This is a genomic window from Corynebacterium pygosceleis, assembly GCF_016595275.2.
Classification (GTDB): Bacteria; Actinomycetota; Actinomycetes; order Mycobacteriales; family Mycobacteriaceae; genus Corynebacterium; species Corynebacterium pygosceleis.
Genome location: NZ_JAENIQ020000001.1, coordinates 80,250 through 101,856, shown reverse-complemented (window position 1 = coordinate 101,856; position 21,607 = coordinate 80,250). Strand labels below are relative to the sequence as shown.

The window sequence follows — 21,607 nt, the reverse complement described above, 5'->3', positions numbered from 1 at the left end:
CGGCTCGCGGAGACGTGGCGCATGTCTCTCCAGGTGCGTGTCATCGGGTCGATTCTCGCCGCGTCGGCGGCGGTCGTCCTGATCCTCGGGCTGGCGATGGTGAGCATCGTCGCCCAGCGTCTCGTCGACTCCAAACTGTCCATCGCCACCTCGGAGATCGATCGGGCACGGGCGATCGTCGAGCAGCAGGTGGCCGCGACGGACACCTCGAACTCCACGCAGGTCCGGATCAATTCGGCACGTGCCGCGCTCACCAACCGGAGTACCGGGGGGTCCTCCGAATCGGCGGCCGTTTTCGAACCGGTTCTGGTCGTCTCGGACAACGGGAACGTTCTCGCCACGTCCCCTGAGGCGTACCGGATCCCCGACCGGCTGCGGAGTTTCGTCTCCCAGGGGCAGATCTCCTACCAGTACGCCACGATCGACCGGGCGGACGGGTCGATCTACAAGGCGCTGATCATCGGGACACCGACGGAGTCGGACATTCCCGGTCTGCAGTTGTTCCTCGTCCTTCCGCTGGAGAACGAGGAGGCGACGCTCGCCCTCATGCGGGGACTGCTGTCCTTCGGTGGCGTGGTTCTCATCGTTCTCCTCGTCGGTATCGCGTGGCTGCTCACACAGCAGGTCACTGCGCCGGTCCGGTCCGCGTCCCGTATCGCCCAGCGTTTCGCGGCAGGTCATCTGAGGGAACGGATGCGGGTCGACGGGGAGGACGAGATGGCGCGACTGGCGATCAGCTTCAACGCCATGGCGGAGTCACTGTCGAAGCAGATCCACCAGCTCGAGGAGTACGGGAACCTGCAACGTCAGTTCACCTCGGACGTCTCCCACGAGCTGCGCACGCCGCTGACGACGGTCCGTATGGCCGCCGACATGATCGCGGACCGCGCCGACGACCTCGACCCCTACACACGGCGTGCCGCGGAGCTGATGGTCCGGGAACTCGACAGGTTCGAGTCGCTTCTCGCGGACCTGCTGGAGATCTCCCGGCACGACGCCGGCGTCGCGGATCTCTCCGAGGAGAGGATAGACCTGCGCACCTGCGTCACGGCGGCGTGGCAGCAGGTGAAGCACCTGGCCGGGGAACTCGGGGTCGAGGTGACCTTCGAGCAACCGACGACCCCCGTGACACTCGTCGGGGACTCACGCCGGATCGAGCGGATCCTCCGGAACCTCCTGGCGAACGCGGTGGACCACTCCGAGGGCAATCCCGTCGTGGTCCGTGTGGGGACGGGGGACAATGTCGTGGCGGTCACCGTCACCGATCACGGTGTCGGTCTGAAACCCGGGCAGGAGGCGCTGGTCTTCAACAGGTTCTGGAGGGCCGATCCGTCGCGCGTCCGCCACTCCGGTGGCACCGGACTGGGGTTGGCGATCTCCCACGAGGACGCGGTCCTGCACGGCGGACGTCTGGAGGCCGTCGGCGAGATCGGGGTCGGCTCCTGTTTCCGGCTGACCCTGCCCGTGACCCCGGGATCGACGTGGAACGGGGAATCACCGCTTGAGCTCACCGTCGGACAGGGTGAGCGCGGGACCGTTCCCCAGGGCCCTCAGGGTACCCCCGGAGCGTCGGAGAGCGACGTCCCCCCACCGTCCGTGATCCCCGATGAGGAAGGTGAACGTAGTTGATGAAGCGACGTCCTCTCCGTGCTCTCGGGGCACTGCTCCTGGTTCCCGCACTGGTCACCGGTTGCACGAGCCTCCCCGGGGATTCCGCCCCGCAGGCGATCCGGGCGTTCGAGCCGTCCCACCCGACGGAGGACGAGCTGGCGCCTGTTCCCGGACAGGAGCCTGATCTCCTGCTCCGCGGGTTCTTCACCGCAGCGGGCAATCCGGCACAGAAGCACCAGGCGGCCCGTGCTTTTCTCACCGATCCCACGGCATCCAGCTGGGACGACACCGCCGGTACCCTCATCCTCGACCGCATCGACCTCAACGCTGAACCGGGGGCGACCGAGGACTCCATCTCCTACAAGGTCCGTGGAACCGTCGTCGGCACACTGGGGACCGGAGGGGTCTACACCCCGGAGAACGGGGAGTACGAGGCCACGATGGAGTTGAACCGGGTGGGCGGGGAGTGGAGGATCTCGGCACTGCCCCCGGGGGTCGTCCTGGAGCGCACGGAGCTGCGGAACAAGTTCAGCCCCTACGACCTGTTTTTCTTCGCGCCGACCGGGAAGTTCCTGGTCCGTGACCGCAGGTGGGTCTACAACGGACAGCCGTCACTGGACACGGCGTTGCTGTCCCTCCTCATGGAGGGGCCCCAGTACGACCTCGCCCCGGGTGTGGTCGATGAAATTCCCCCGGAGGCGGTGTTCACCGGTACAGAGGGCGGTGTCTACCACTTCACGGGATTCGGTGATCTCGACATAGACCAGCGGCACCGGTTCGCGGCACAGGTGGTGTGGACGCTGGCGCACGCGGGTGCACGGGGCCCCTACCGCGTCGAACTCGACGGCACTCCGATCGATCCCGGACACGAGGCACTGACGGTGGAGGACGTCGCGGAGTTCAACCCGAACGCCTTCGCCGGTACGATCAGCCCGCTCTACGCACTGAACGAAGGATCGTTGATGCTCGTCGACGGAACGGACGCCCGCCCCGTCGCCGGTCCGCTCGGTACCGCCGGGAACATCGCCTCGGCGGAGATCTCCTCGTCCGGTGGAGTTGTTGCGGCGGTGGAGACCCCTGACGGTGTGGGTGACCCCGGGAAGACGGGGGCTCCCCGGTCCGGGGAACGGGGGAAGTCCCGACTGCTGCTCGGGCCCGTGGGTGGGCAGACCACCGAGGTGCTCTCCGCCGGGACACTGACACGTCCGAGTTTCGAGTACGAGGCCACGGCGTTGTGGACCGTCCTGGACGGGCGGACCGTCGCACGTGTCGCCCGTTCCACCTCGACGGGCGAGCTGTCACAGGTCGAGGTTGACGCCAGTACCCTCGATGAGCCGGACCACGGTGGGGATGAACAGCTGATATCGGTGCTGAGACTGTCGCCCGACGGGGTCCGTGTCGCGATGATCCGTGGTGGACGGGTGTGGGTGGGGACGGTGGCCCGGCCGGCACCGGGGGAGCGGAAGATCGTGCGGCCCGTGGAGATCGCCCCGGCGATCGGTGACACAGCTCTGGCGTTGTCGTGGCAGCAGGACGGTTCACTCCTCGTCGGTACATCGTCCCCGGACACCCCGGTGTGGCGGGTGGAGGTAGACGGTTCCGCGGTGACATCGCTGCCCACCGGTAACCTCATGGCGCCGATCGTGGCTGTCGCGTCGTCGTCGAACACCCTCTACGCCACCGACGCCCGCGCGATGCTCCAGCTTCCGGCCTCGACGAACTCCGCCGCGTTCTGGCGTGAGGTTCCGGCGCTTCAGGGCACCCGCGCGGTGCCCGTGGTCGCGGACTAGGCCGGCGGGCCAGGGGAGGGAACCGGTGCTGGAACTCCTGCTCCCGAAACACTGCGCCGGATGTGGTGCGGTGGGGGTGACACTGTGTGAACCCTGCCGCACCGCATGGCGCCGGATTCCGTTCCGGGTTGAGCCGCGGGTCGATCCCCGTGTTCCGGTGTTCGCGCTGGGTCCGTGGGGTGGGGTGCACCGTTCGACGGTCCTGGCCATCAAGGAACGGGGCAGGAGGGACGCGATTCCGGAGGTCGGTGCCGTCCTCCGCTCCGCGATCGTGTTCCTCTCCGCGCGCGGGGAGCTCCCGGAATGTTCCGGTATTGTCCTGTCACCTGCGCCCACGAGGAAAAGAGCGGCGCGTCTGCGCGGAGGCGATCCGGTGACGGCGATCTGTCGGGCGACCGGTCTCACGGTGGTTCAACTGGTTCATCTCGACGCCTCGGTGGAGGACTCGGCGGGGCTGGACGCCCCGGCCCGTCGGGCGAATCTCGTGGGTGCGGTTCGCGACGAGCGGCGACGTCCACGGGTGGATGAGGGGGTGGTGCTCGTCGATGACGTGGTGACGACGGGGGCAACCGCGACCGCCACAATCGAGCGTCTTTCCGTGGCCGGAATACAGGTCACGGGGGTGGTTGCCCTCACCGCGGCATGAGGTGCGGGGGTGCCCGCCGCGATGGTTATGACCGGCGGGTAAACTCGGCGTTGCAGTAGTTCCCGTCACCGTGGACGTCGTGGGTAATCCCACCCGCTTCTGTGCGGTGGCCGATACCGGGAGGTAAGAGCAATGACCACGCCTGCTGACAACAAAGACGGCCTGCGCCCCGAGACTCAGGTGAGCATCACCGGCCGTAACGTGGAGGTTCCCGAGCACTTCGCGGAACGCGTGAATTCCAAGCTCGCCAAGATCGAGCGTCTTGATCCCACGTTGACGTTCTTCCACGTCGAACTCCAGCATGAGCCGAATCCGCGCCGCAGTGATCAGAGCGACAAGATCCAGATCACCGCGACCGGAAAGGGGCACATCGCGCGTGCGGAGGCGAAGGAGGACAGCTTCTACGCTGCCCTGGAAACCGCCCTCAGCAGGATGGAACGCTCGCTGCGCAAGGTGAAGGCACGTCGCAAGATCAGCCGCTCGGGGCATCGTGCGCCGATGTCGACCGGGGAGATCGCCGCTGAACTCACCGCGGAGGCCAGTGCCCCGCAGCAGGAGAAGATGGGTGAGTTCGACGTGGATCCGTACGCGGACAGCGTCCAGGATATCGTTCCCGGCCAGATCGTCCGGACCAAGGAGCATCCGGCCGTCCCGATGAGCGTCGATGACGCCCTGTCCGAGATGGAGCTGGTCGGACACGACTTCTATCTCTTCGTCAACGAGGAGAACGGGCGTCCCTCGGTCGTCTACCGGCGTCGTGCGTTCGACTACGGTCTCATCACCCTGACCGAACCGGAGGAATGATGCGATAGTGCCGCCTGTGCAGCACGGATGCTCCCGCCCGGGTCCGGTGTGAGCACACCGGAGAGGCGGAGCGGGAGGCCACGCACCCGTCACCCACACCAGATGTGAGGTGGCGGGTGCTTCCCATGTCGGGGTGGGCGCGTAGAATGATCGGGAATCTATCCGCTTGAACCCACATAGACAAAGGACGACTGCCCGTGTTTGGACTGTCCCGGATCCTCCGAGTCGGTGAGGGGCGCGCCGTGAAGCGCCTGAAGAAGATCTCCGACGAGGTCATCGCCCTCGAGCCGAAGTACGCCGATGTGAGCGATGATGAGCTCAGGGCCTCGACGGACAAGTTCCGGGAGCGGCTGGAGGCCGGCGAGACCCTCGATGACATCCTGCTGGAGGCTTTCGCCGTGGCACGGGAGGCCTCGTGGCGTGTTCTCGGTCAGAAGCACTATGCGGTGCAGATCATGGGTGGCGCGGCCCTGCACTTCGGCAATGTCGCCGAGATGCGCACCGGTGAGGGCAAGACCCTGACCTGTGTGCTGCCCGCCTACCTCAACGCCCTGGAGGGCAAGGGCGTCCACGTCGTCACGGTGAATGATTACCTGGCCAAGCGTGACTCCGAGTGGATGGGTCGTGTGCACCGCTTCCTCGGCCTGGAGACCGACGTCATCCTCTCGAACATGCGCCCGGAGGAGCGTCGCCGCGCGTACAACGCGGACATCACCTACGGAACGAACAATGAGCTGGGTTTCGACTACCTCCGGGACAACATGGCGCAGAGCATTGATGCGCTCGTGCAGCGCCCCCACAACTACGCCATCGTCGACGAGGTCGACTCGATCCTGATCGACGAGGCACGTACCCCGTTGATCATCTCGGGTCCGGCGGACGGCTCGAGCGAGTGGTACTCGGCGTTTTCCCGGATCGTCCCGAAGATGCGTCTCGATGTCCACTACGAGGTCGACCACCGGAAGAAGACGATCGGTGTCCGTGAGGAGGGCGTGGAGTTCGTCGAGGACCAGCTCGGCATCGACAACCTGTACGCTCCGGAGCACTCGCAGTTGGTGAGCTACCTGAACAACGCGATCAAGGCGCAGGAACTGTTCACCCGCGACAAGGACTACATCGTGCGCAACGGTGAGGTCATGATCGTCGACGAGTTCACCGGCCGTGTCCTTCCGGGCCGGCGGTACAACGAGGGCATGCACCAGGCGATCGAGGCGAAGGAGGGGGTGGAGATCAAGAGCGAGAACCAGACCCTCGCCACGATCACCCTCCAGAACTACTTCCGTCTCTACGACAAGCTCTCCGGGATGACGGGTACCGCCGAGACCGAGGCGGCCGAGCTGCACCAGATCTACAAGCTCAACGTGGTGTCGATCCCGACCAACCGCCCGAACCAGCGTGAGGATCTCACCGATCTCGTCTACAAGACGCAGGAGGCGAAGTTCGCCGCCGTCGTGGACGACATCGCCGAGCGTGTGGAGAAGGGCCAGCCGGTCCTCGTCGGCACCACCTCCGTCGAGCGGAGCGAGTACCTCTCGGGTCTGCTGCAGAAGCGCGGCATCCGGCACCATGTGCTGAACGCCAAGCACCATGAGCAGGAGGCCGAGATCGTGGCCCGTGCGGGTCTCCCGGGGGCCGTCACCGTCGCCACCAACATGGCCGGTCGCGGTACCGACATCGTCCTCGGCGGCAACCCGGACATTCTCGCCGACATCAACCTGCGTGAGCGGGGTCTCGATCCGGTGGAGAACTCCGAGGAGTACGAGGCCGCGTGGGACGAGGAGATCGTCCGGATGAAGGAGAAGTCCGAGAAGCTCGCGGAGCAGGTCCGCGCGGCGGGTGGGCTCTATGTCCTCGGTACGGAGCGGCACGAGTCACGTCGAATCGACAACCAGCTCCGTGGTCGTTCCGGCCGACAGGGCGACCCGGGCGTCACCCGCTTCTATCTCTCCATGCGTGACGACCTCATGGTCCGTTTCGTCGGCGCGACGATGGAGAACATGATGAACCGGCTGAACGTGCCGGATGACATGCCCATCGACGCGAAGATGGTCTCCAACTCGATCAAGGGTGCGCAGACGCAGGTCGAGAACCAGAACTTCGAGATGCGGAAGAACGTCCTCAAGTACGACGAGGTGATGAACGAGCAGCGCAAGGTCATCTACCGGGAGCGTCGACAGATCCTGGAGGGCCGGGAGGTCGGACCCCAGGTGCAGTCGATGATCGACGACACCGTCACCGCCTACATCGCGGGTGAGACCTCCAACGGCTATGTGGAGGACTGGGACCTCGACCGTCTCTGGAACGCCCTGGAGAGCCTCTACGGGCCCTCGATGACCTGGAAGAGCCTCGTCAAGGGGACCGAGTACGGCCAGGCCAACGAGCTGACCGCCGAGCAGCTCCTGGATGCCGTCCTCAAGGACGTGCACAAGCAGTACGACGAGATGGAGGACGTCGTGGTCTCGCAGGGCTCGGAGGAGCAGATGCGCTCCGTCGAGCGCATGACGATCCTGAACGTCGTCGACCAGAAGTGGCGTGAACACCTCTACGAGATGGACTATCTCAAGGAGGGCATCGGCCTCCGTGCGATGGCGCAGCGTGATCCCCTGGTCGAGTACCAGAAGGAGGGCGGCGACATGTTCAACGCCATGAAGGACGGCATCAAGGAGGAGACCGTCCGCAAGCTCTTCATCCTGCGCAACCAGGTGCTGCCGAAGATCGAGGAGGAGGGGACCGCGGACCTCAACCACGACGGCAAGCTGGACGCCGAGGACTTCGGAGACGGTGGTTCCCGCCGGCCGTCACCGGACTCGCTCCGGACCTCGGGTCCCGCGGAACCCTGATCCTCCGGCCCCGCCGCGGGTGACGAAAAGCGGGTGCACCACGACCGGTGACGGTCGGTGTGCGCCCGCTTTTTCGTGTGCTGTCCGTGTGCCGGTGCCCGTGTCGCCGGGCTCCGGTGCCGCTCTCAGAACAGCCGCAGTGCGGTCATCCGCCACGGGCGGTTCCCGGACTCCCGTTCGATTCTCGCGGCGAAGGCCCACCTGCGCCCGGTCGCACGGGCCGATCCGCATATCTCCAGGAGCGTCGCCCCGGATTGTCCGGTACCGTCCGGGACGGGGTCCTCCCGGCGGATGTGCAGCGACGTCAGGGCGACCCGTCCCGCTCCCGCCGATCCGGAAGCGCGGGCGCGGCGGTGCCTGATCTGGACGAGCTGTCGCACCTGAACCGAGTATTCGGACATCCGGAGCTGCGTCGTGGGACGGATGCCGAAAGCCGCCTCGAGGCTGAGGAGGACCAGCCGGTGACTCGCCTTCCTCGCCTCGGGGGATGCCGGGGTGGAGGGGCTGAACGAACCTCGGGGGCGGGGCTCCGGGGGCGGCGGAGCGGGGTGGCGCTCCGTTCCGCGGAAGGTCTTCATGTGGACATGGCCGGGGAGTGTGCTCAGCATCTGCTGCTCCTGTGCGGGAGGGGATCGGGGAAGGTGTCTGTTTCTACCGACCCCGTTGCCGTGGTTTCGGTTCCCCGACCCGGGTCGGGACCGCACGGAACCGTCGTGCCGGGGTGTCCACCGGTGGTGTTCGGGAGGGGCGGGGAGTCGGCCCGCCGGATGGTCGGGGCGACAGCGGGGGCGGTGACCGACTACCTTGGTGGTGCCGGGTTCGGGGACATTCGATGATGTCCACCCGCCCGGTGCGCACCGACCCCGGTGGCCGGTGTGCGGAAACGTGTCCGAGGAGCGGAGAGAGCAAAAGTGCGTGGACTGATCGTCGATTACTGCGGTGTCCTGGACGGGACCGAGGAAGACCAGCGGCGGTGGCGGAACCTACTGGCCGCAGCCAAGAAGAACGGTGTGGCCACGGCCGTGCTGTCCAATGATCCGGGTGGCCCCGGCGCTGAACCGATCCGGGAGCTGGAGTACCGCGGCGTCGTTGACGCGGTGGTGCTGTCGGGTGAGATCGGTGTCGAGAAACCCGAGGAAGCTGCTTTTCAGGCGGCTGCGGACGCCATCGAACTGAGGCGTCAGGACTGTGTCATGGTCGATGATTCCATCCTCAACGTGCACGCGGCGGTCCGGGCCGGTCTGGTCGGGGTGTACTACCAGCAGTTCGACCGGGCGGTCGTCGAGATCACGGGCCTGTTCGGTATCGAAGGGGAGTTCTGATCGGTGCGCGTCTATATTCCGGCGACCTTCGACATGTTGTCCGAGCTGGCTGAACAGCGTTCCGTTCCGGCCCGGGGAGGGTGGGGCTTCGCGGTGACCCCGGCACTGCTCGAGTTCTACACATCGGGTGACGAGGAGGAGATCGCGCATCTCGCGTTCCAGGATGCGGCGCGCGCCTCACTTCGGCTGCTGGCGACGGGACGGCAGGAGCGTTTTCCCCGTCGGCGTGTGGTGATCTCCGCGGACATCGACGACGGTTCGGTGGAGGTGTCCCCCGAATCGGGTGAGTCGGTGGTCCGTCTCGATCCTCCCCGGATCGATCTGTCGGACATCGTGTGCTTCCACGTCGACATCGCGGGCAGTGAAGAGGCCACCGCGGCGGCCGTCGAGGCCGTCGATGCCGCTGATCTCGGGGACGAGGATGCCGAACTGACGGTCGGGGACGCCCTCGACAACTTCATGGCCTGGTACGAGGTCCAGGAGCTCGATGCGCTGGTTCAGCTGCTCTGAGGGTGGTGCGGTCCCGACCTTGTGAACGCCCGGGCAACCTCCGGGACGGCCCGTGGGGCCCGCGTGTCGGGGTCGGGAGGGGTCTCGAGGGGCTTTCGGGGTGTGCCCGCCGGATGTCGTGTCCTGCGTGGACACGTAACCTACGATGCCGTAAGCTACGGTGTCGTACGAATATCCGGAAAGTGTAAGGACAGTGAATCACCTGTGGTCACCAAAGCCACCAGGGCGCGGGACGGGCTCGGCGCCCTGCGCCATGTACTCCGACGTTTCACCACGCCACTCCTGCCGGACGACTACACGCAGCTGGTCAACCCACTGTGGTCCGTGCGGGAACTCAGGGGACAGATAGTCAGCGCCTCACGGGAGACGGGGGACACCGTCAACCTGGTCATCCGGCCCGGATGGGGGGTACCCGTCGATTTCGAGGCCGGTCAGTACATCGGTATCGGTGTCCAGATCGACGGCCGCTACGTCTGGCGTTCCTACTCCCTGACCTGCAGCCCACGCCCGGCGGGGGATCTGCTGTCCATCACGGTCCGTGCGGTCGAACGGGGGAAGCTCTCCAACCACCTGGTCGGCAGCGCACGCCCCGGAATGACGGTGCGGATCGGGGCACCGGCGGGGGACTTCCACCTGACCGATCCGATCCCGGAGAAGCTCCTGTTCATCACGGCGGGAACCGGCATCACCCCGGTGATCAGCATGCTGCGCACCCTCGCCGACCGGAACCAGTTCGGGGACGTGACCCTGATCCACTCGGTACGGACCGAGGATGATCTGCTGTTCTCCGACGTCATAGAGAAACTCCGCCGTGAACACCCCGGATTCACCGCGACCGTGCGGGTCACGGGGGTGGAGGGGCGCCTGACCCCGGACGCCATTGCGGAGATCGTCCCGGACGTCACCGAGCGCACCGCCTACGCCTGCGGACCGAACGAGATGCTCGACGCCCTGGAGGCCTGGTGGTCGGACCTCGACGCCGACGAGGAACTCCGCACCGAACGCTTCACCCTCGACCGCAGCAGTGAGGCGACCGGTGGCGAGATCACCTTCGGACACCGGGGGAGCTGCCACGCGGACGGTGCGACGACGCTCCTCGAGGCCGCTGAGGGAGCCGGGATCCAGCTCACCTTCGGCTGCCGCATGGGCATCTGCCAGACGTGTGTGCGGCCCCTGACCGACGGGTACGTCCACGATCTGCGGACCGGTGACGTCCACGGCCCCGGCGAACGTATCCGCACCTGCGTGTGTGTCGCCGCCGGTGACGTCTCCGTCGACGTCTGACACCCGGCAGCCGCACAGAACACCCACCGAACGACCACCTTAAGGACACCGACATGGCCATCGACAACATCCGGGCATACTCCCACCTGACCGACGAGGACATCGCCGAGATCGGCCGCCGCCTCGACGCCATCAAGGCGGAGATCGAGGCGGACCTAGGGGAGCGGGACGTCCGGTACATCAAGGGACTGATCCGGTTCCAGCGTTCCCTCGAGATCGCCGGACGGGCGACCCTGCTGTTCAGCCACAGGAAACCGCTGTGGTGGGCGGGCAGCGGAATGCTCGCCGTGTCCAAGATCCTCGAGAACATGGAGATCGGGCACAACGTCATCCACGGACAGTGGGACTGGATGAACGACCCCGAGATCCACTCCACCACCTGGGAATGGGACATGACCTGCCCGTCCTCCCAGTGGATGCACTCCCACAACTACGTGCACCACAAGTACACCAACATCATCGGCATGGACAACGACGTGGGATACGGCATTCTGCGGGTCACCCGTGACCGGAAGTGGACCCCGCAGCACGCGTTTCAACCGGTGACGAACGTCGTGCTGGCGTCGCTGTTCCAGTGGGCGATCGCATTCTACGACGTGGAACTCGGCCGCTACTTCGCGGGCAAACAGAGCTGGGACGACACGAAGGTCCGGTTCTGGGAGGCGGTGCACAAGTCCAAGCGCCAGGTGCTCAAGGACTACGTGATGTTCCCCGCGCTGTCCGGGCCGAACTACGTGCACACCGTCACCGCCAACGCGTTCGCGAACTGGATCCGCAGCGTGTGGGCGTACCTGGTGATCTTCTGCGGACACTTCCCCGACGAGACGGAGACGTTCACCAAGGAGCAGTACGCGACGGAGGACCACAATGAGTGGTACCTCCGGCAGATGCTGGGCTCGGCGAACTTCAAGGGCGGCAAGCTGCTCACGATCCTCTCCGGGAACCTGAACTACCAGATCGAGCACCACCTGTTCCCGGACATGCCGTCGAACCGTCTCGCCGACGTCGGCAAGCGGGTGGAGGAGATCGCGCGGGAGTTCGACCTGCCGTACAACACCGACTCCTTCCCGATGCAGCTGCTCAAGGTGCAGAAGACGCTGCTGAAACTGACGCTGCCGAACAAATACCTCGCCGCCGATCCGGACAACGCACCGGAGGTGCGCTCGAACGCGGCGTTCACGAAGCACCCCGAGGTGGAGGAGAAACTGCACGTCGGTGCGGCAACGGACGGGGTCCGCAAGGGGCTGCGCACCGGCCTGAAGATGCTGGGGAAGCTCCGTCCCACGGTCGTCGAAGGTATCCGGGGGCTCACCGGACGCAGCCCGTACCACACCCCGGTGGAGAAGGCCCGCCGCTGACCGCCGACAGGCACCGCACCCGGCACGCCCGTCCCGACCGTGATCAGCGGAAGGGGCGGGCGTTGCGGTGTCAGGGTCTGATATCGGCTTCGGCGGTCCAGGCCGAGTAGGTGAAGGGGAGCTGGCGCTGGTCCTTGTCGACGATGACGCCCCACACTCGGACGGCGAGGGAGGCGGTGATCACGGCGATGAACATCGCCAGGTAGCCCTGCGCGGCGAGATCGGTGAACTCGACCGCCGCGATCATGCCGAACATGGGGGCCGCCATCGTCGTCGACAGGAACGCCCCGGCCCCGAGCAGTGCGAAGGCCGCGACGGGCACACCGGGGAAGAACGGCTGGCAGAGGATCCCGATGACACCACCCGTCAGCGCCCCCAGCGCGAACGCCGGGGTGAGGGTACCGCCGACGGTGCCCGCCCGGAAGCAGGCGAGGATGATCGCCCCGCGTGCGATGCCCAGGAGAATGAGGATCCCGATCGGTAGGCCGGTGGTGAACATCGTCTCGGCGGCCCACCGTCCGTTCGCCGACACACCGGGAAGGAAATAGGCGGCGATGGCGCACAGAGTGAACACGAACGGCATCTCCCAGAGGATGTTCGCGTCCCGGGGACGGGACGCCGCAGCCTTCCTGGCGAGGATCCCGAACCAGTGCCCGGAGACCCCGGAGACGACACCGACGAGAACCGCCGCGAGCAGCATGGCGGGACTCTCGTTGAGCGGTACCGAGTGATAGATCGGGTGGGGGTCGACGAAGACGGCCGTCGTGGCGACGGCCGTCGCCGACGCCAGCATCGTGGACACCACCGTGCGGGTCGACATCTCGACGAGCAGAAGCTCGAGGGCGAACAGCGCACCCGCCAACGGAAGATGGAAGCTCGCCGCCAGTCCCGCACCGGCGGCGGACGCCACGAGGATGCGTCGGGCCCCGGCGTCGACGGACAGGGCCGTCGACAGTCGGGACGCGACCATCCCACCCATCAAGCGGGGAGCATTCTCCCGTCCGACCGGTGCTCCGGCGGCCACGGACACCACCTGGGTGAACGCCGAGAGCGCGGTCTCGAACAGGGGCATCGGGGTACCGTTCATCGCGCCGGGCACGGACACGGCGGGCCTGCCGAAGCGGTCGAGGAGGTACCAGATCCAGGAGGTGACGAGACCGACGCAGATCAGGGTCACCGCGAGACGCCCGGGGGAGACATTGCTGCCGGGATCGAGGACGATGAGGTGGTGGGCCCCGTAGATCCACTGTTCGGTGAGCACGATCAGACGGTTTCCGACGGCGACGAGCAGCCCCGTCAGGGCGCCGGCGACGATGGCGAGCACCGCGAGACGGTTCAGGGGAGTCTCCGTCATCGGTGGTCGGGCGACGGGATTCGCACCGCCGGTGGGTTCGTTGTGGTGGGTGTCCCGGTCATGGTGTGCGTCGGTGAGCTTGCGCTCGGTCAACGGACTGCCCTGTTTGTCCTGTTCGCGGGAGTGCCCGCTACCTACCCACCAACCCATGTCCTATACCTGCCGCTCCCAGTCGTCATTGCTCCGCAGGGCCTCCAGGAGGCCACGGACCGCGGTGACCCGACGTGCGCTCGCCCCTTCGAGGGTGTCCAGTGCACATTCCGGATCAGCCGGGGGACCCGCGTGGGTGCATCCCCTCGGGCAGTCGGTGACGGCGGCGGCCAGATCGTCGAAGACCCCGACGACCTGATCGGCGTCGACGTGCGCGAGGCCGAAGGAACGGATGCCGGGTGTGTCGATGATCCAACCGCCGTGAGGGAGCGGGAGGGCCACGGACTGTGTGGAGGTGTGCCGGCCCTTTCCCACGCCGGACACCGCACCGGTGGCCCGGTCGGCGTCGGGGACGAGCCGGTTGACCAACGTGGACTTCCCGACGCCCGAATGCCCGATCAGTGCGGTCACCGAATGATCGACGATCTCCCGGACCGGTTCCAGCGGGTCATCGATGCCGCAGACCACCACCGGCACGTCGAGGTCACGGAACTCGGCGGCGAACTCGGTCGGATCCGCGAGATCGGACTTGGTCAGACACAGGACGGGCCTCAGCCCACCGACGAACGCGGCCACCAGGGCGCGTTCGACGAAACCGGAGCGCGGCGGGGGATCGGCGACGGCGGAGACGATGAGCAGCTGTCGGGCGTTGCCCACCACGATGCGTTCATAGGGGTCGGTGTCGTCGGCGGTGCGGCGCAGCACACTGGTCCGGTCCTCCAGGCGCACGATCCGGGCCAGGGTACCGGGCCGTCCGGAGGTGTCCCCGACGACCCCGACGCGGTCACCGACCACGACGGCGGTCCGGCCGAGTTCCCGGGCGCGCATGCACACCAGGGGATCGGAGTGCGGGTCGGTGCCGTCGAGAATGACGCCCCAGCGTCCCCGGTCCCTGCTGACGACCATCCCGGTCTCGGCGTCGTCGTGGGTGGGGCGTTCCTTCGTCCTGGGGCGCGTCCCCCTGCGGGGCGGGCGGACACGGACATCGGACTCGTCCCAGTCGCGGCGTCTTCTACCCACGTCCGGACGCCCCCTCCTCCGGTTCGAGCATCTCCATCCACATCCGTTCGAAACCGGGGAGGGTCTTGCCGGTGGTGGCGATGTCCACGACCTCGACCCCGGGAACGGCGAGACCGAGGATCGCGCCAGCGGTGGCCATCCGATGATCGTGGTGCGACTCCCACACCCCGCCGTGCAGCGCGGACCTCCCGACCGGTTGGATACGCAGTCCGTCCTCCAGTTCGGTGCAGTCGCCGCCGAGGGAGTTGAGTCCGTCGGACAGGGCCTTCAGCCGGTCCGTCTCGTGCCCCCGGAGATGGGCGATACCCGTGAGCTCGGAAGGGGTGTCCGCCAGTGCGGCGAGTGCGGTGACCGTCGGTGTGAGTTCCCCGATGTCCCCCAGATCGCGGGAAACGCCGCGCAACCGACCGTCGGCCGGGCCGGTGACGGTCAGTGAGGAGTGACCGCTCTGGGGGTCCGCGGAGATCTCCACGGCGCACCCCATCTCGGTGAGGATCCCGCGGATGGCGTCACCGGCCTGGGTGGTGTGGACGGGCCAGTCGTGGACACGGACCCGCCCGCCGGTCACCGCCGCGGCGGCGAGGAACGGGGTGGCGTTCGACAGGTCCGGTTCGACGAGCCAGGCGCGGGCACCGACGGGGCCCGGGCGGACGGTCCACTGGTTCGCCGCGGAGCAATCGACGCTGACCCCGGCCTCGCGGAGCATGGCGACGGTCATCTCGATGTGCGGCTGACTCGGGAGCCTGTCTCCGGTGTGCCGGACGGTGATGCCGTCGCTGAACCGGGCGCCCGCCAGGAGCAGCCCGGAGACGAACTGGCTCGACGCGGAGGCGTCGATGTCCACGGTGCCGCCGCGCGGGGTGCCGGAGGCGGTGACGGTGAAGGGCAGCCGGTCGCCGGTGACCTCCACACCGAGCTCGCGGAGAGCATCCAGGATGGTGGACATGGGGCGTTTACGGGCCTGCGGGTCCCCGTCGAAATGCACCGGTGCACCGGCCAGGGCCGCGACCGGGGGAACGAAACGCATGACCGTGCCCGCGAGACCGCAGTCCACCTCACCCCCGCCGAGACGACCGGGATCGACCGTCAGCGCCGTACCGTCATCGGCCGACGGGGTGATGGTGACGCCCATGCCGCGCAGCGCGTTCATCATCAGTTCCGTGTCCCGGGAACGGAGCGCACCACGGATCGTGGAGGGGCCGTCAGCCAGTGCCGCGAGCACCAGGGCCCGGTTCGTGATGGACTTCGAACCGGGAACCGTGACCTCACAGTCGACGGGGGCGGATGCGACGGGGGCGGACCACAGGGGGGGATCGGAGTGCTTCAGTGAATTCACTCCTCCATGATAGGGAATATGTGCGGCCGTTTCGTCCTGTTCACCACATCCGAAGCTCTCACCGGTGCCGCGACCGCGCTACCCGGGGTCCGTTCCGTCTCCGCACCGGAAGGGACACCCCCTCCCCGCCACAACATCGCCCCCACGCAGATCATCCCGGTGCTGCGCCCGGTGGGACGCGTCCCGGAGGGGATCGACGTCGAGATCTCCCCCGCGCGCTGGGGTCTGCTGCCGTCCTGGAAAAGGGATGCCGGAGGCCCGGTGCTGTTCAACGCCCGCGCCGAGACCGTACCGGACAAGCCCTCGTTCCGGGACGCATTCGCCCACGGGCGGTGCGCGATCCCGCTGAACGGGTGGTACGAGTGGCGGGAGAAGCGGCCGTACTACGTGCACCCGGCGGACGGCGAGCCGGTGATGTGGATCGCCGGACTCCGGGGCACCGGCACGGACACCGTCTCCGCCACGATCATCACGACCACCCCGGTCGGGGAACAGCTGACCCGGCTGCACGACCGCATGCCGAGGATCCTCGCCCCCGACGAGGTGGAGACGTGGATCTCCGGGGACACCGATCAGGCCCGTGAACTGCTGCGTCCCGCCCCGGAAACGCTCGTGTCGGGGCTTGCGCTGCGGGAGGTTGACCGTGCGGTGGGCAACGCGCGCAACGAGGGGCCGCGGTTGATCGACGACATCGGACCGGTCACCGGCTGACCGACGTCGTCGGACACCGCGACCGGTGAAGATCCACCGCGCAGGCGAGTACGGTGACCAGCAGCACCGCGGACACCGCCCCGTAGGTCACCGTGAAGGCTGTCCCGGAATCCGTGGCCCCCGCGACCCGGAGGAAGACGGAACCGAGGGCGGCCGAGCCCGTGACGAGGCCGATGTTGCGCGCCAACCCGAGGATCCCGGCGGCGGTACCTCTGCGGTTCCCGGGCACGGACTCCAGAACGGTCATGTTGTTCGCCGCCATGAACAACTGGTAGCCCGGAGCGAGGAGAACCGTGCCCGCGACGTAACCGGGAACCCCGAGCCACGGTTCGCCGACCGCGAGAACCGTCACCGCGACGCCCATCCACGCCAGCCCCAGCACCGTCAACCCCGGGGCCGTGTCCCCGGTGACGAATCTCCCGGTGACCACGCCCGCGACCACCGACGTCAGGGGGCCGAGAGCCATGATCAGACCGATGTCCCGCGGCGCGAGACCGTGTGCGGCGGAGAGATGGAAGGGGCCGATGACCAGGGTGCTCATTATCACCGCGCCCACGACGACCATGTGGGCCACGGCGCGCCGTACAGTCGGGGACCCGAGCAGCCATCCCGGCAGAAGGGGCCGTGGGGCCCGGCTCTCGATCCGGTGGAGCACGACCAGGGCAGTGACCGCCACCGCGAGCAGACCGACCGCTCGCGCCGGGGAGCCCCCGGCCCCGCCGCACGCCGACGCGTACGCGAGGACCGCGACCATGAGCAACGCCGTGCCCGCGGCATCCGGCCGGTGGCGGGGTCGCCCGACCGGATGCGTCCCACCGGTACCGCCACGCGTCGCGCGGAGCAGCACGGCGGTGGACAGTGACAGACAAGCCAGCATCCAGAAGACGGCCCGCCAGCCGATCGCATCCACGAGGACACCGGCCAGGACCGGACCGGCGGCGGTTCCCGCGGCGGTCGCCGAACCGAGCAGCCCCAGCCCGGAACCGGATCGTCGTACCGTGAGCAGATCCCGGACGGCGGCGACCGGGAGCACCGCGAGCGCCGCGCCCGCGGCGCCCTGGATCGCTCTCACGGCGATGAGAACGCCGGGTGAGGGGGCCAGGGCGCACAGTGCAGCTGTGGCGGTGAACAGGACCGCCGCACCGAGCAGCACCCGATCCCGACCGAGAAGATCACCGAGATACCCGACCACCGGCCCCACGGCCGTCATCCCCAGGAGGAAAGCGGTGACGATCCACCGTGCGGTCCCCGGATCGCCGTCGGACCACGCGGCGACGGCGGGCAGGACGACGGGTACCGCGCTCACACCGACCTGGGCGGTGGTCGCACACCAGGCCAGGGCCATGAGCCGCAGCGATCGGACGGTGCGGGGATCCGTGGACATGCCTCCACACTGGTTGCCCGGAGGCGTACCGGACAACGGGTGTTGCCGAAACCGGGAAATCCTGCTGTGCTGGGTGAATGACGCCGACCCCAGCCGGAACCGCACGCATCCTGGAGGAACTCGGCCCGCGGTTGCGGAGCACCCGGGAACAGCGGGGCCTGACGCTGGACGCTGTCGCCCGGAAAACGGGAGTATCGACGAGCACCCTCTCCCGGCTGGAGAACGGGCGGCGCCGCCCGAGCCTCGACCTGCTCCTGCCCCTGGCCCTCGTCTACCGGGTCGACCTGGACACCCTCGTTGGTGGGCTGGGAACCGGGGAACCCCGCATCCGGATGCGGCCCAGAGTGATCCGGAGCCGGGTGGTCGTTCCGCTGACCGGACGGACGGCGGGTGCCCACACCTGGAAGATCATCGTCCGGCCCGACGAATGCGTACCTGAGTTACGCACCCATCCGGGCCGTGCGTGGATGTACGTGCTCTCCGGGCGGCTGCGTCTGATCGTCGGTGAGGATGACGTTGTTCTCGAGCGGGGCGAGTGCGCCGAGTTCGACACGACGACCCCGCACTGGTTCGGTGGCGACGGGGCCTCGGGTGCGGAGATCATCACCGTCTTCGGTCCCCTCGGAGCCGCTCCGCACCTCCGGTACGGCGGAGCACCGGACTGAGGGCGGTCTCAGCCCCGGGCCCAGATCCTCCCGTCCTCGTCCCACGACCAGTGCACGGGGTCGCCGACCGCCACATCGGTCAGCCAGTAGGTCTCGCCGGGGTTCCAGCCGGCGATCACGGATGCTGTTCCGGCGTCGACGTCGATGGCTCTACCGGCGGCCGCCAGATATCCGAGATGGGTCAGGTGCACAGCGTCGTGGTGCTCCGCGACGGCGGCCCAGTCCGGGATCACCCACCGTCCCCGACGTCCGGTGGTGCGGTGCCAGTCGTGGTAGCGCTGCCGGGTGACCTCGACCGGGAACCGCCTGCAGAGGTCCGCCCACGAGTCGGCACCGGTGATCTCGAGGATCCTGGTGTCTCCCGGGACGACGATCCGGTGCGTCGCCCGGGGATCGTCGTCGAAGGAGTCCTCCTCGAACCAGAGAGCGGAGGGAGCACCGTCCGGGAGCGGGGCCGTGGTGGCCGGTGCCCCCATCGGAGCAGACCACCAGACCCCCGACACCTCTTTCTCCGGATCGAATGTCGCCGCCGCAGCGGCCTCCCGGGCGATCAGTCCGTCACGTTCCGCTGTGAGGCGTTTCCTGACCCCCGATGTCAGAGCGGTGGAGCCCCGCACCGACAGCGTCCACTGCCGCTCCGGATCGAACGGGGCCGTGAGGACGTCCATCAGTGGTGAGTCGGTGAGTTCCCCGGCGATCCGGAGCAGTGGTCCGCGCATCTCCGGGGCTGCCGCGAGGATCTGGGCACCGCACGGTTCCTGCCAGTAGGCGGCGTTGTCGACGGAGCAGGCCAGTGCGTCGCGCAGTACGGGCCACGTGATCTCCGCGAGTTCCACATCCCGTAATGTGGCGGCGATGTCCCCGACATCAACGACGTCAGGGAGGTGACCACCGGCACTGCAGTCGTGGGAAGCCGGATTCGCCGGCGACGGGGAGGAAACGGGGAAGTAGATGGTCGCCGCCCCGGATTCGACGTCGAGAGTCATCGCCGCCCTGTGAAACAGATCGAAAGGTCCTGACGGGCCTGTGTCGTCCTCCAGATTCAGTAGCAGGTCACGGCCCCGAGGACCGGAGACGAGCTGTTCGGCGGGATTCATGGTGGTTCCTTTCAGCCCCCTCCGACCGAGGTTCCCGGGTCCCGGACCCGGTGGAGTAGGGACGGTCAGTGTGTTCCCGGTGCCGCGACCGCGGCGAACCGTGCGCCGGTCACCGCCGCGAGATCACCGGGGGTGAGCTGGACGTCCAGGCCCCGTCGCCCACCGGAGACCAGGATCTCGCCGAACTCCAGCGCAGAGGAGTCGATGACGGTGGGCAGGGCGTTCTTCTGGCCGATGGGGGAGATCCCGCCGGTGACGTAGCCGGAGGACCGCTCGGCGTCGCGCGGCTCGGCCATGCAGACCTTCGGCACATCGAACGCGCGCGCGGCGGCCTTGAGACTGACGTGGCCGGTCACCGGGACGCACACCACCCCGAGCTTCCGTTTCGGGCCAGACCCGGCGGTCAGGTCCACCACCAGGGTCTTGAACAACTGCCCCTCGTCGATCCCGAGGGGACCGCACAGCTCGGCCGCGGCCTGCGCCCCGAAATGGTCGTGGCCGGACTCGAAGGTGTGCACCGTGTGACTCACACCCGCCTCGTTCAGCGCCACGAGGGCGGCCGTTCCCGCACCGGATGATTTCGACCTACGCTTCGACATACAGCCAGTATTACGCGCGGGAGCAGTGTTTTTCTACAATGGAGGAGATGTGCGCGTCGCTGTGCGGCGCGCTTGCCGGACGCCGAACCCCGCCCCACACCCGCGGGTGGGAGGGCGTCGACAAGCAGAGGGAAGGGACGCGACGCCAATGCCGGACACGATGACCGGTGCCGCCGAGCAGGCGGCCAGATTCGAGAAGGAGGCACTGCCCCTGCTCGATCAGCTCTACGGCGGTGCCCTGCGGATGACCCGCAACCCCGCCGACGCGGAGGACCTGGTCCAGGAGACCTACATGAAGGCCTTCCAGAAGTTCGGTTCCTTCACCCCGGGAACGAACCTCAAGGCCTGGCTCTACCGCATCATGACCAACACCTACATCAACTCCTACCGCAAGGCGCAGCGGCAACCCTCGCAGCTGCCCACCGAGGAGATCACCGACCACCAGCTGGTCGAGACGTCCTCGCACACCTCGGCGGGACTGGCGTCGGCGGAGGTCGAGGCGCTGAAGAAGCTGCCGGACGCGCAGATCACCGACGCGTTGAACCAACTCCCGGAGGACTACCGCATGGTGGTGTTCTACGCCGATGTGGAGGGGCTCGCGTACAAGGAGATCGCCGGGATCATGGACACCCCGATCGGTACCGTGATGAGTCGCCTGCACCGTGGAAGAAAACAGTTGCGGGGTTTGTTGAAGGACGTGGCCCGGGAGCAGGGGATCGGCCTGAACCATCCCGATCTCGCAGGTGAGCGTGGAGCCGCGTCGGGAGACGCGGACGTGGAGAAGGCACGGAAGGGAGCGGACAAATGACGCGGCGGGATGAGAACGGCGGCCACATGCCGGACATGGCTGACTGCGGGGAGGTCTACGAGTCCCTGTTCGAACTTCTCGACGGTGAGGCCACACCGGAACGGTGTGCGGTGCTGCGTGCCCACATCGAGGCCTGCCCCGGGTGCTTCGCGCAGTTGGGCATCGAGGAGGAGATCCGGGAACTCGTGCGCCGGTGCTGCTGCACACCCGCCCCGGTGACCCTGCGGGAGAAGATCGTCCTCCGCCTGCGGATCGAACGCTACCGCAGTTGATCCCGGCCCGGGGGCCGGGCCGGAGACCGCGAAAACGGGGAGATCG

Annotated in this window: 20 protein-coding genes; 13 read left to right on the top strand and 7 right to left on the bottom strand. The window is 67.7% G+C overall.

Features of this window, described 5'->3' with window-relative positions:
* Positions 1 to 21: 21 nt before the first annotated feature.
* From mtrB to secA, 5 genes are all read left to right on the top strand, one after another.
* Positions 22 to 1,629, top strand: a complete 1,608-nt coding sequence (gene mtrB / locus JIM94_RS00375; RefSeq protein ID WP_200254125.1) for an MtrAB system histidine kinase MtrB — start codon at positions 22 to 24, stop codon at positions 1,627 to 1,629.
* The gene (lpqB, locus tag JIM94_RS00370; RefSeq protein WP_200254123.1) at positions 1,629 to 3,401 is read left to right on the top strand and encodes an MtrAB system accessory lipoprotein LpqB; all 1,773 of its coding nucleotides are present in this window, start codon (positions 1,629 to 1,631) and stop codon (positions 3,399 to 3,401) included. The genes mtrB and lpqB overlap by 1 nt, the downstream gene beginning before the upstream one ends.
* Before the next feature lie 25 nt (positions 3,402 to 3,426).
* Entirely contained in the window at positions 3,427 to 4,047 is a 621-nt protein-coding gene (locus JIM94_RS00365; RefSeq protein ID WP_200254121.1) for a ComF family protein, read from the top strand.
* Positions 4,048 to 4,179: 132 nt separating this feature from the next.
* On the top strand, positions 4,180 to 4,851 hold the full coding sequence (hpf, locus tag JIM94_RS00360; RefSeq protein ID WP_200254119.1) for a ribosome hibernation-promoting factor, HPF/YfiA family: 672 nt from the start codon (positions 4,180 to 4,182) through the stop codon (positions 4,849 to 4,851).
* A gap of 197 nt (positions 4,852 to 5,048) precedes the next feature.
* Positions 5,049 to 7,691 carry a preprotein translocase subunit SecA gene (gene secA, locus JIM94_RS00355; RefSeq protein WP_200254117.1) on the top strand — a complete coding sequence of 881 codons (2,643 nt, stop codon included), beginning with the start codon at positions 5,049 to 5,051 and terminating at the stop codon, positions 7,689 to 7,691.
* A gap of 125 nt (positions 7,692 to 7,816) precedes the next feature.
* Here secA and JIM94_RS00350 read toward each other — a convergent pair whose 3' ends face one another.
* Positions 7,817 to 8,299, bottom strand: a complete 483-nt coding sequence (locus JIM94_RS00350) for an Rv3235 family protein (protein WP_200254115.1) — start codon at positions 8,297 to 8,299, stop codon at positions 7,817 to 7,819.
* Between the two features lie 267 nt (positions 8,300 to 8,566).
* Here JIM94_RS00350 and JIM94_RS00345 point away from each other — a divergent pair, with 267 nt between their 5' ends.
* From JIM94_RS00345 to JIM94_RS00330, 4 genes are all read left to right on the top strand, one after another.
* Positions 8,567 to 9,013: an HAD family hydrolase gene (locus JIM94_RS00345; protein ID WP_200254113.1), complete on the top strand. Its 447-nt coding sequence runs from the start codon at positions 8,567 to 8,569 to the stop codon at positions 9,011 to 9,013.
* 3 nt (positions 9,014 to 9,016) lie between these two features.
* Positions 9,017 to 9,523: a DUF6912 family protein gene (locus JIM94_RS00340; protein ID WP_200254111.1), complete on the top strand. Its 507-nt coding sequence runs from the start codon at positions 9,017 to 9,019 to the stop codon at positions 9,521 to 9,523.
* Positions 9,524 to 9,727: 204 nt separating this feature from the next.
* On the top strand, positions 9,728 to 10,807 hold the full coding sequence (locus JIM94_RS00335; protein WP_200254109.1) for a ferredoxin reductase: 1,080 nt from the start codon (positions 9,728 to 9,730) through the stop codon (positions 10,805 to 10,807).
* Positions 10,808 to 10,860: 53 nt separating this feature from the next.
* A complete protein-coding gene (locus tag JIM94_RS00330; RefSeq protein ID WP_200254107.1) occupies positions 10,861 to 12,165 on the top strand; it encodes a fatty acid desaturase family protein in 1,305 nt (434 codons plus the stop codon).
* 70 nt (positions 12,166 to 12,235) lie between these two features.
* Here the strand turns inward: JIM94_RS00330 and JIM94_RS00325 are convergent, their stop codons facing one another.
* From JIM94_RS00325 to aroA, 3 genes are all read right to left on the bottom strand, one after another.
* The gene (locus tag JIM94_RS00325) at positions 12,236 to 13,519 is read right to left on the bottom strand and encodes a chloride channel protein (protein ID WP_200254279.1); all 1,284 of its coding nucleotides are present in this window, start codon (positions 13,517 to 13,519) and stop codon (positions 12,236 to 12,238) included.
* 153 nt (positions 13,520 to 13,672) lie between these two features.
* Positions 13,673 to 14,689: a ribosome small subunit-dependent GTPase A gene (rsgA, locus tag JIM94_RS00320; RefSeq protein ID WP_200254105.1), complete on the bottom strand. Its 1,017-nt coding sequence runs from the start codon at positions 14,687 to 14,689 to the stop codon at positions 13,673 to 13,675.
* Positions 14,682 to 16,025 carry a 3-phosphoshikimate 1-carboxyvinyltransferase gene (gene aroA, locus JIM94_RS00315; RefSeq protein ID WP_200254103.1) on the bottom strand — a complete coding sequence of 448 codons (1,344 nt, stop codon included), beginning with the start codon at positions 16,023 to 16,025 and terminating at the stop codon, positions 14,682 to 14,684. Before aroA ends, rsgA begins: the two co-directional genes overlap by 8 nt.
* An 18-nt stretch (positions 16,026 to 16,043) precedes the next feature.
* Here aroA and JIM94_RS00310 point away from each other — a divergent pair, with 18 nt between their 5' ends.
* On the top strand, positions 16,044 to 16,736 hold the full coding sequence (locus JIM94_RS00310) for an SOS response-associated peptidase (RefSeq protein WP_200254101.1): 693 nt from the start codon (positions 16,044 to 16,046) through the stop codon (positions 16,734 to 16,736).
* Here the strand turns inward: JIM94_RS00310 and JIM94_RS00305 are convergent.
* Positions 16,726 to 18,120: an MFS transporter gene (locus tag JIM94_RS00305; protein WP_200254099.1), complete on the bottom strand. Its 1,395-nt coding sequence runs from the start codon at positions 18,118 to 18,120 to the stop codon at positions 16,726 to 16,728. The genes JIM94_RS00310 and JIM94_RS00305 overlap by 11 nt on opposite strands.
* Before the next feature lie 77 nt (positions 18,121 to 18,197).
* Between JIM94_RS00305 and JIM94_RS00300 the strand changes: the two genes are divergently transcribed.
* Entirely contained in the window at positions 18,198 to 18,785 is a 588-nt protein-coding gene (locus JIM94_RS00300) for a helix-turn-helix domain-containing protein (RefSeq protein WP_200254097.1), read from the top strand.
* 8 nt (positions 18,786 to 18,793) lie between these two features.
* Here the strand turns inward: JIM94_RS00300 and JIM94_RS00295 are convergent, their stop codons facing one another.
* Positions 18,794 to 19,882, bottom strand: a complete 1,089-nt coding sequence (locus JIM94_RS00295; RefSeq protein WP_200254095.1) for a hypothetical protein — start codon at positions 19,880 to 19,882, stop codon at positions 18,794 to 18,796.
* Between the two features lie 65 nt (positions 19,883 to 19,947).
* A complete protein-coding gene (locus tag JIM94_RS00290; RefSeq protein WP_200254093.1) occupies positions 19,948 to 20,481 on the bottom strand; it encodes an aminoacyl-tRNA deacylase in 534 nt (177 codons plus the stop codon).
* A 148-nt stretch (positions 20,482 to 20,629) separates the two neighbouring features.
* Between JIM94_RS00290 and JIM94_RS00285 the strand changes: the two genes are divergently transcribed.
* Both JIM94_RS00285 and rsrA read left to right on the top strand, forming a co-directional pair.
* Entirely contained in the window at positions 20,630 to 21,289 is a 660-nt protein-coding gene (locus tag JIM94_RS00285; protein WP_200254092.1) for a sigma-70 family RNA polymerase sigma factor, read from the top strand.
* Positions 21,286 to 21,561, top strand: a complete 276-nt coding sequence (gene rsrA / locus JIM94_RS00280; RefSeq protein ID WP_234039788.1) for a mycothiol system anti-sigma-R factor — start codon at positions 21,286 to 21,288, stop codon at positions 21,559 to 21,561. Before JIM94_RS00285 ends, rsrA begins: the two co-directional genes overlap by 4 nt.
* Positions 21,562 to 21,607: the final 46 nt, after the last annotated feature.

Coding starts and splice junctions, on each gene's coding strand:
- mtrB (WP_200254125.1), top strand. CDS start 22: ATGTCTCTCCAGGTGCGTGTCATCGGGTCGATTCTCGCCGCGTCGGCG.
- lpqB (WP_200254123.1), top strand. CDS start 1,629: ATGAAGCGACGTCCTCTCCGTGCTCTCGGGGCACTGCTCCTGGTTCCC.
- hpf (WP_200254119.1), top strand. CDS start 4,180: ATGACCACGCCTGCTGACAACAAAGACGGCCTGCGCCCCGAGACTCAG.
- JIM94_RS00350 (WP_200254115.1), bottom strand. CDS start 8,299: ATGCTGAGCACACTCCCCGGCCATGTCCACATGAAGACCTTCCGCGGA.
- JIM94_RS00330 (WP_200254107.1), top strand. CDS start 10,861: ATGGCCATCGACAACATCCGGGCATACTCCCACCTGACCGACGAGGAC.
- JIM94_RS00325 (WP_200254279.1), bottom strand. CDS start 13,519: ATGACGGAGACTCCCCTGAACCGTCTCGCGGTGCTCGCCATCGTCGCC.
- JIM94_RS00310 (WP_200254101.1), top strand. CDS start 16,044: ATGTGCGGCCGTTTCGTCCTGTTCACCACATCCGAAGCTCTCACCGGT.
- JIM94_RS00305 (WP_200254099.1), bottom strand. CDS start 18,120: ATGTCCACGGATCCCCGCACCGTCCGATCGCTGCGGCTCATGGCCCTG.
- JIM94_RS00300 (WP_200254097.1), top strand. CDS start 18,198: ATGACGCCGACCCCAGCCGGAACCGCACGCATCCTGGAGGAACTCGGC.
- JIM94_RS00295 (WP_200254095.1), bottom strand. CDS start 19,882: ATGAATCCCGCCGAACAGCTCGTCTCCGGTCCTCGGGGCCGTGACCTG.
- JIM94_RS00290 (WP_200254093.1), bottom strand. CDS start 20,481: ATGTCGAAGCGTAGGTCGAAATCATCCGGTGCGGGAACGGCCGCCCTC.
- JIM94_RS00285 (WP_200254092.1), top strand. CDS start 20,630: ATGCCGGACACGATGACCGGTGCCGCCGAGCAGGCGGCCAGATTCGAG.
- rsrA (WP_234039788.1), top strand. CDS start 21,286: ATGACGCGGCGGGATGAGAACGGCGGCCACATGCCGGACATGGCTGAC.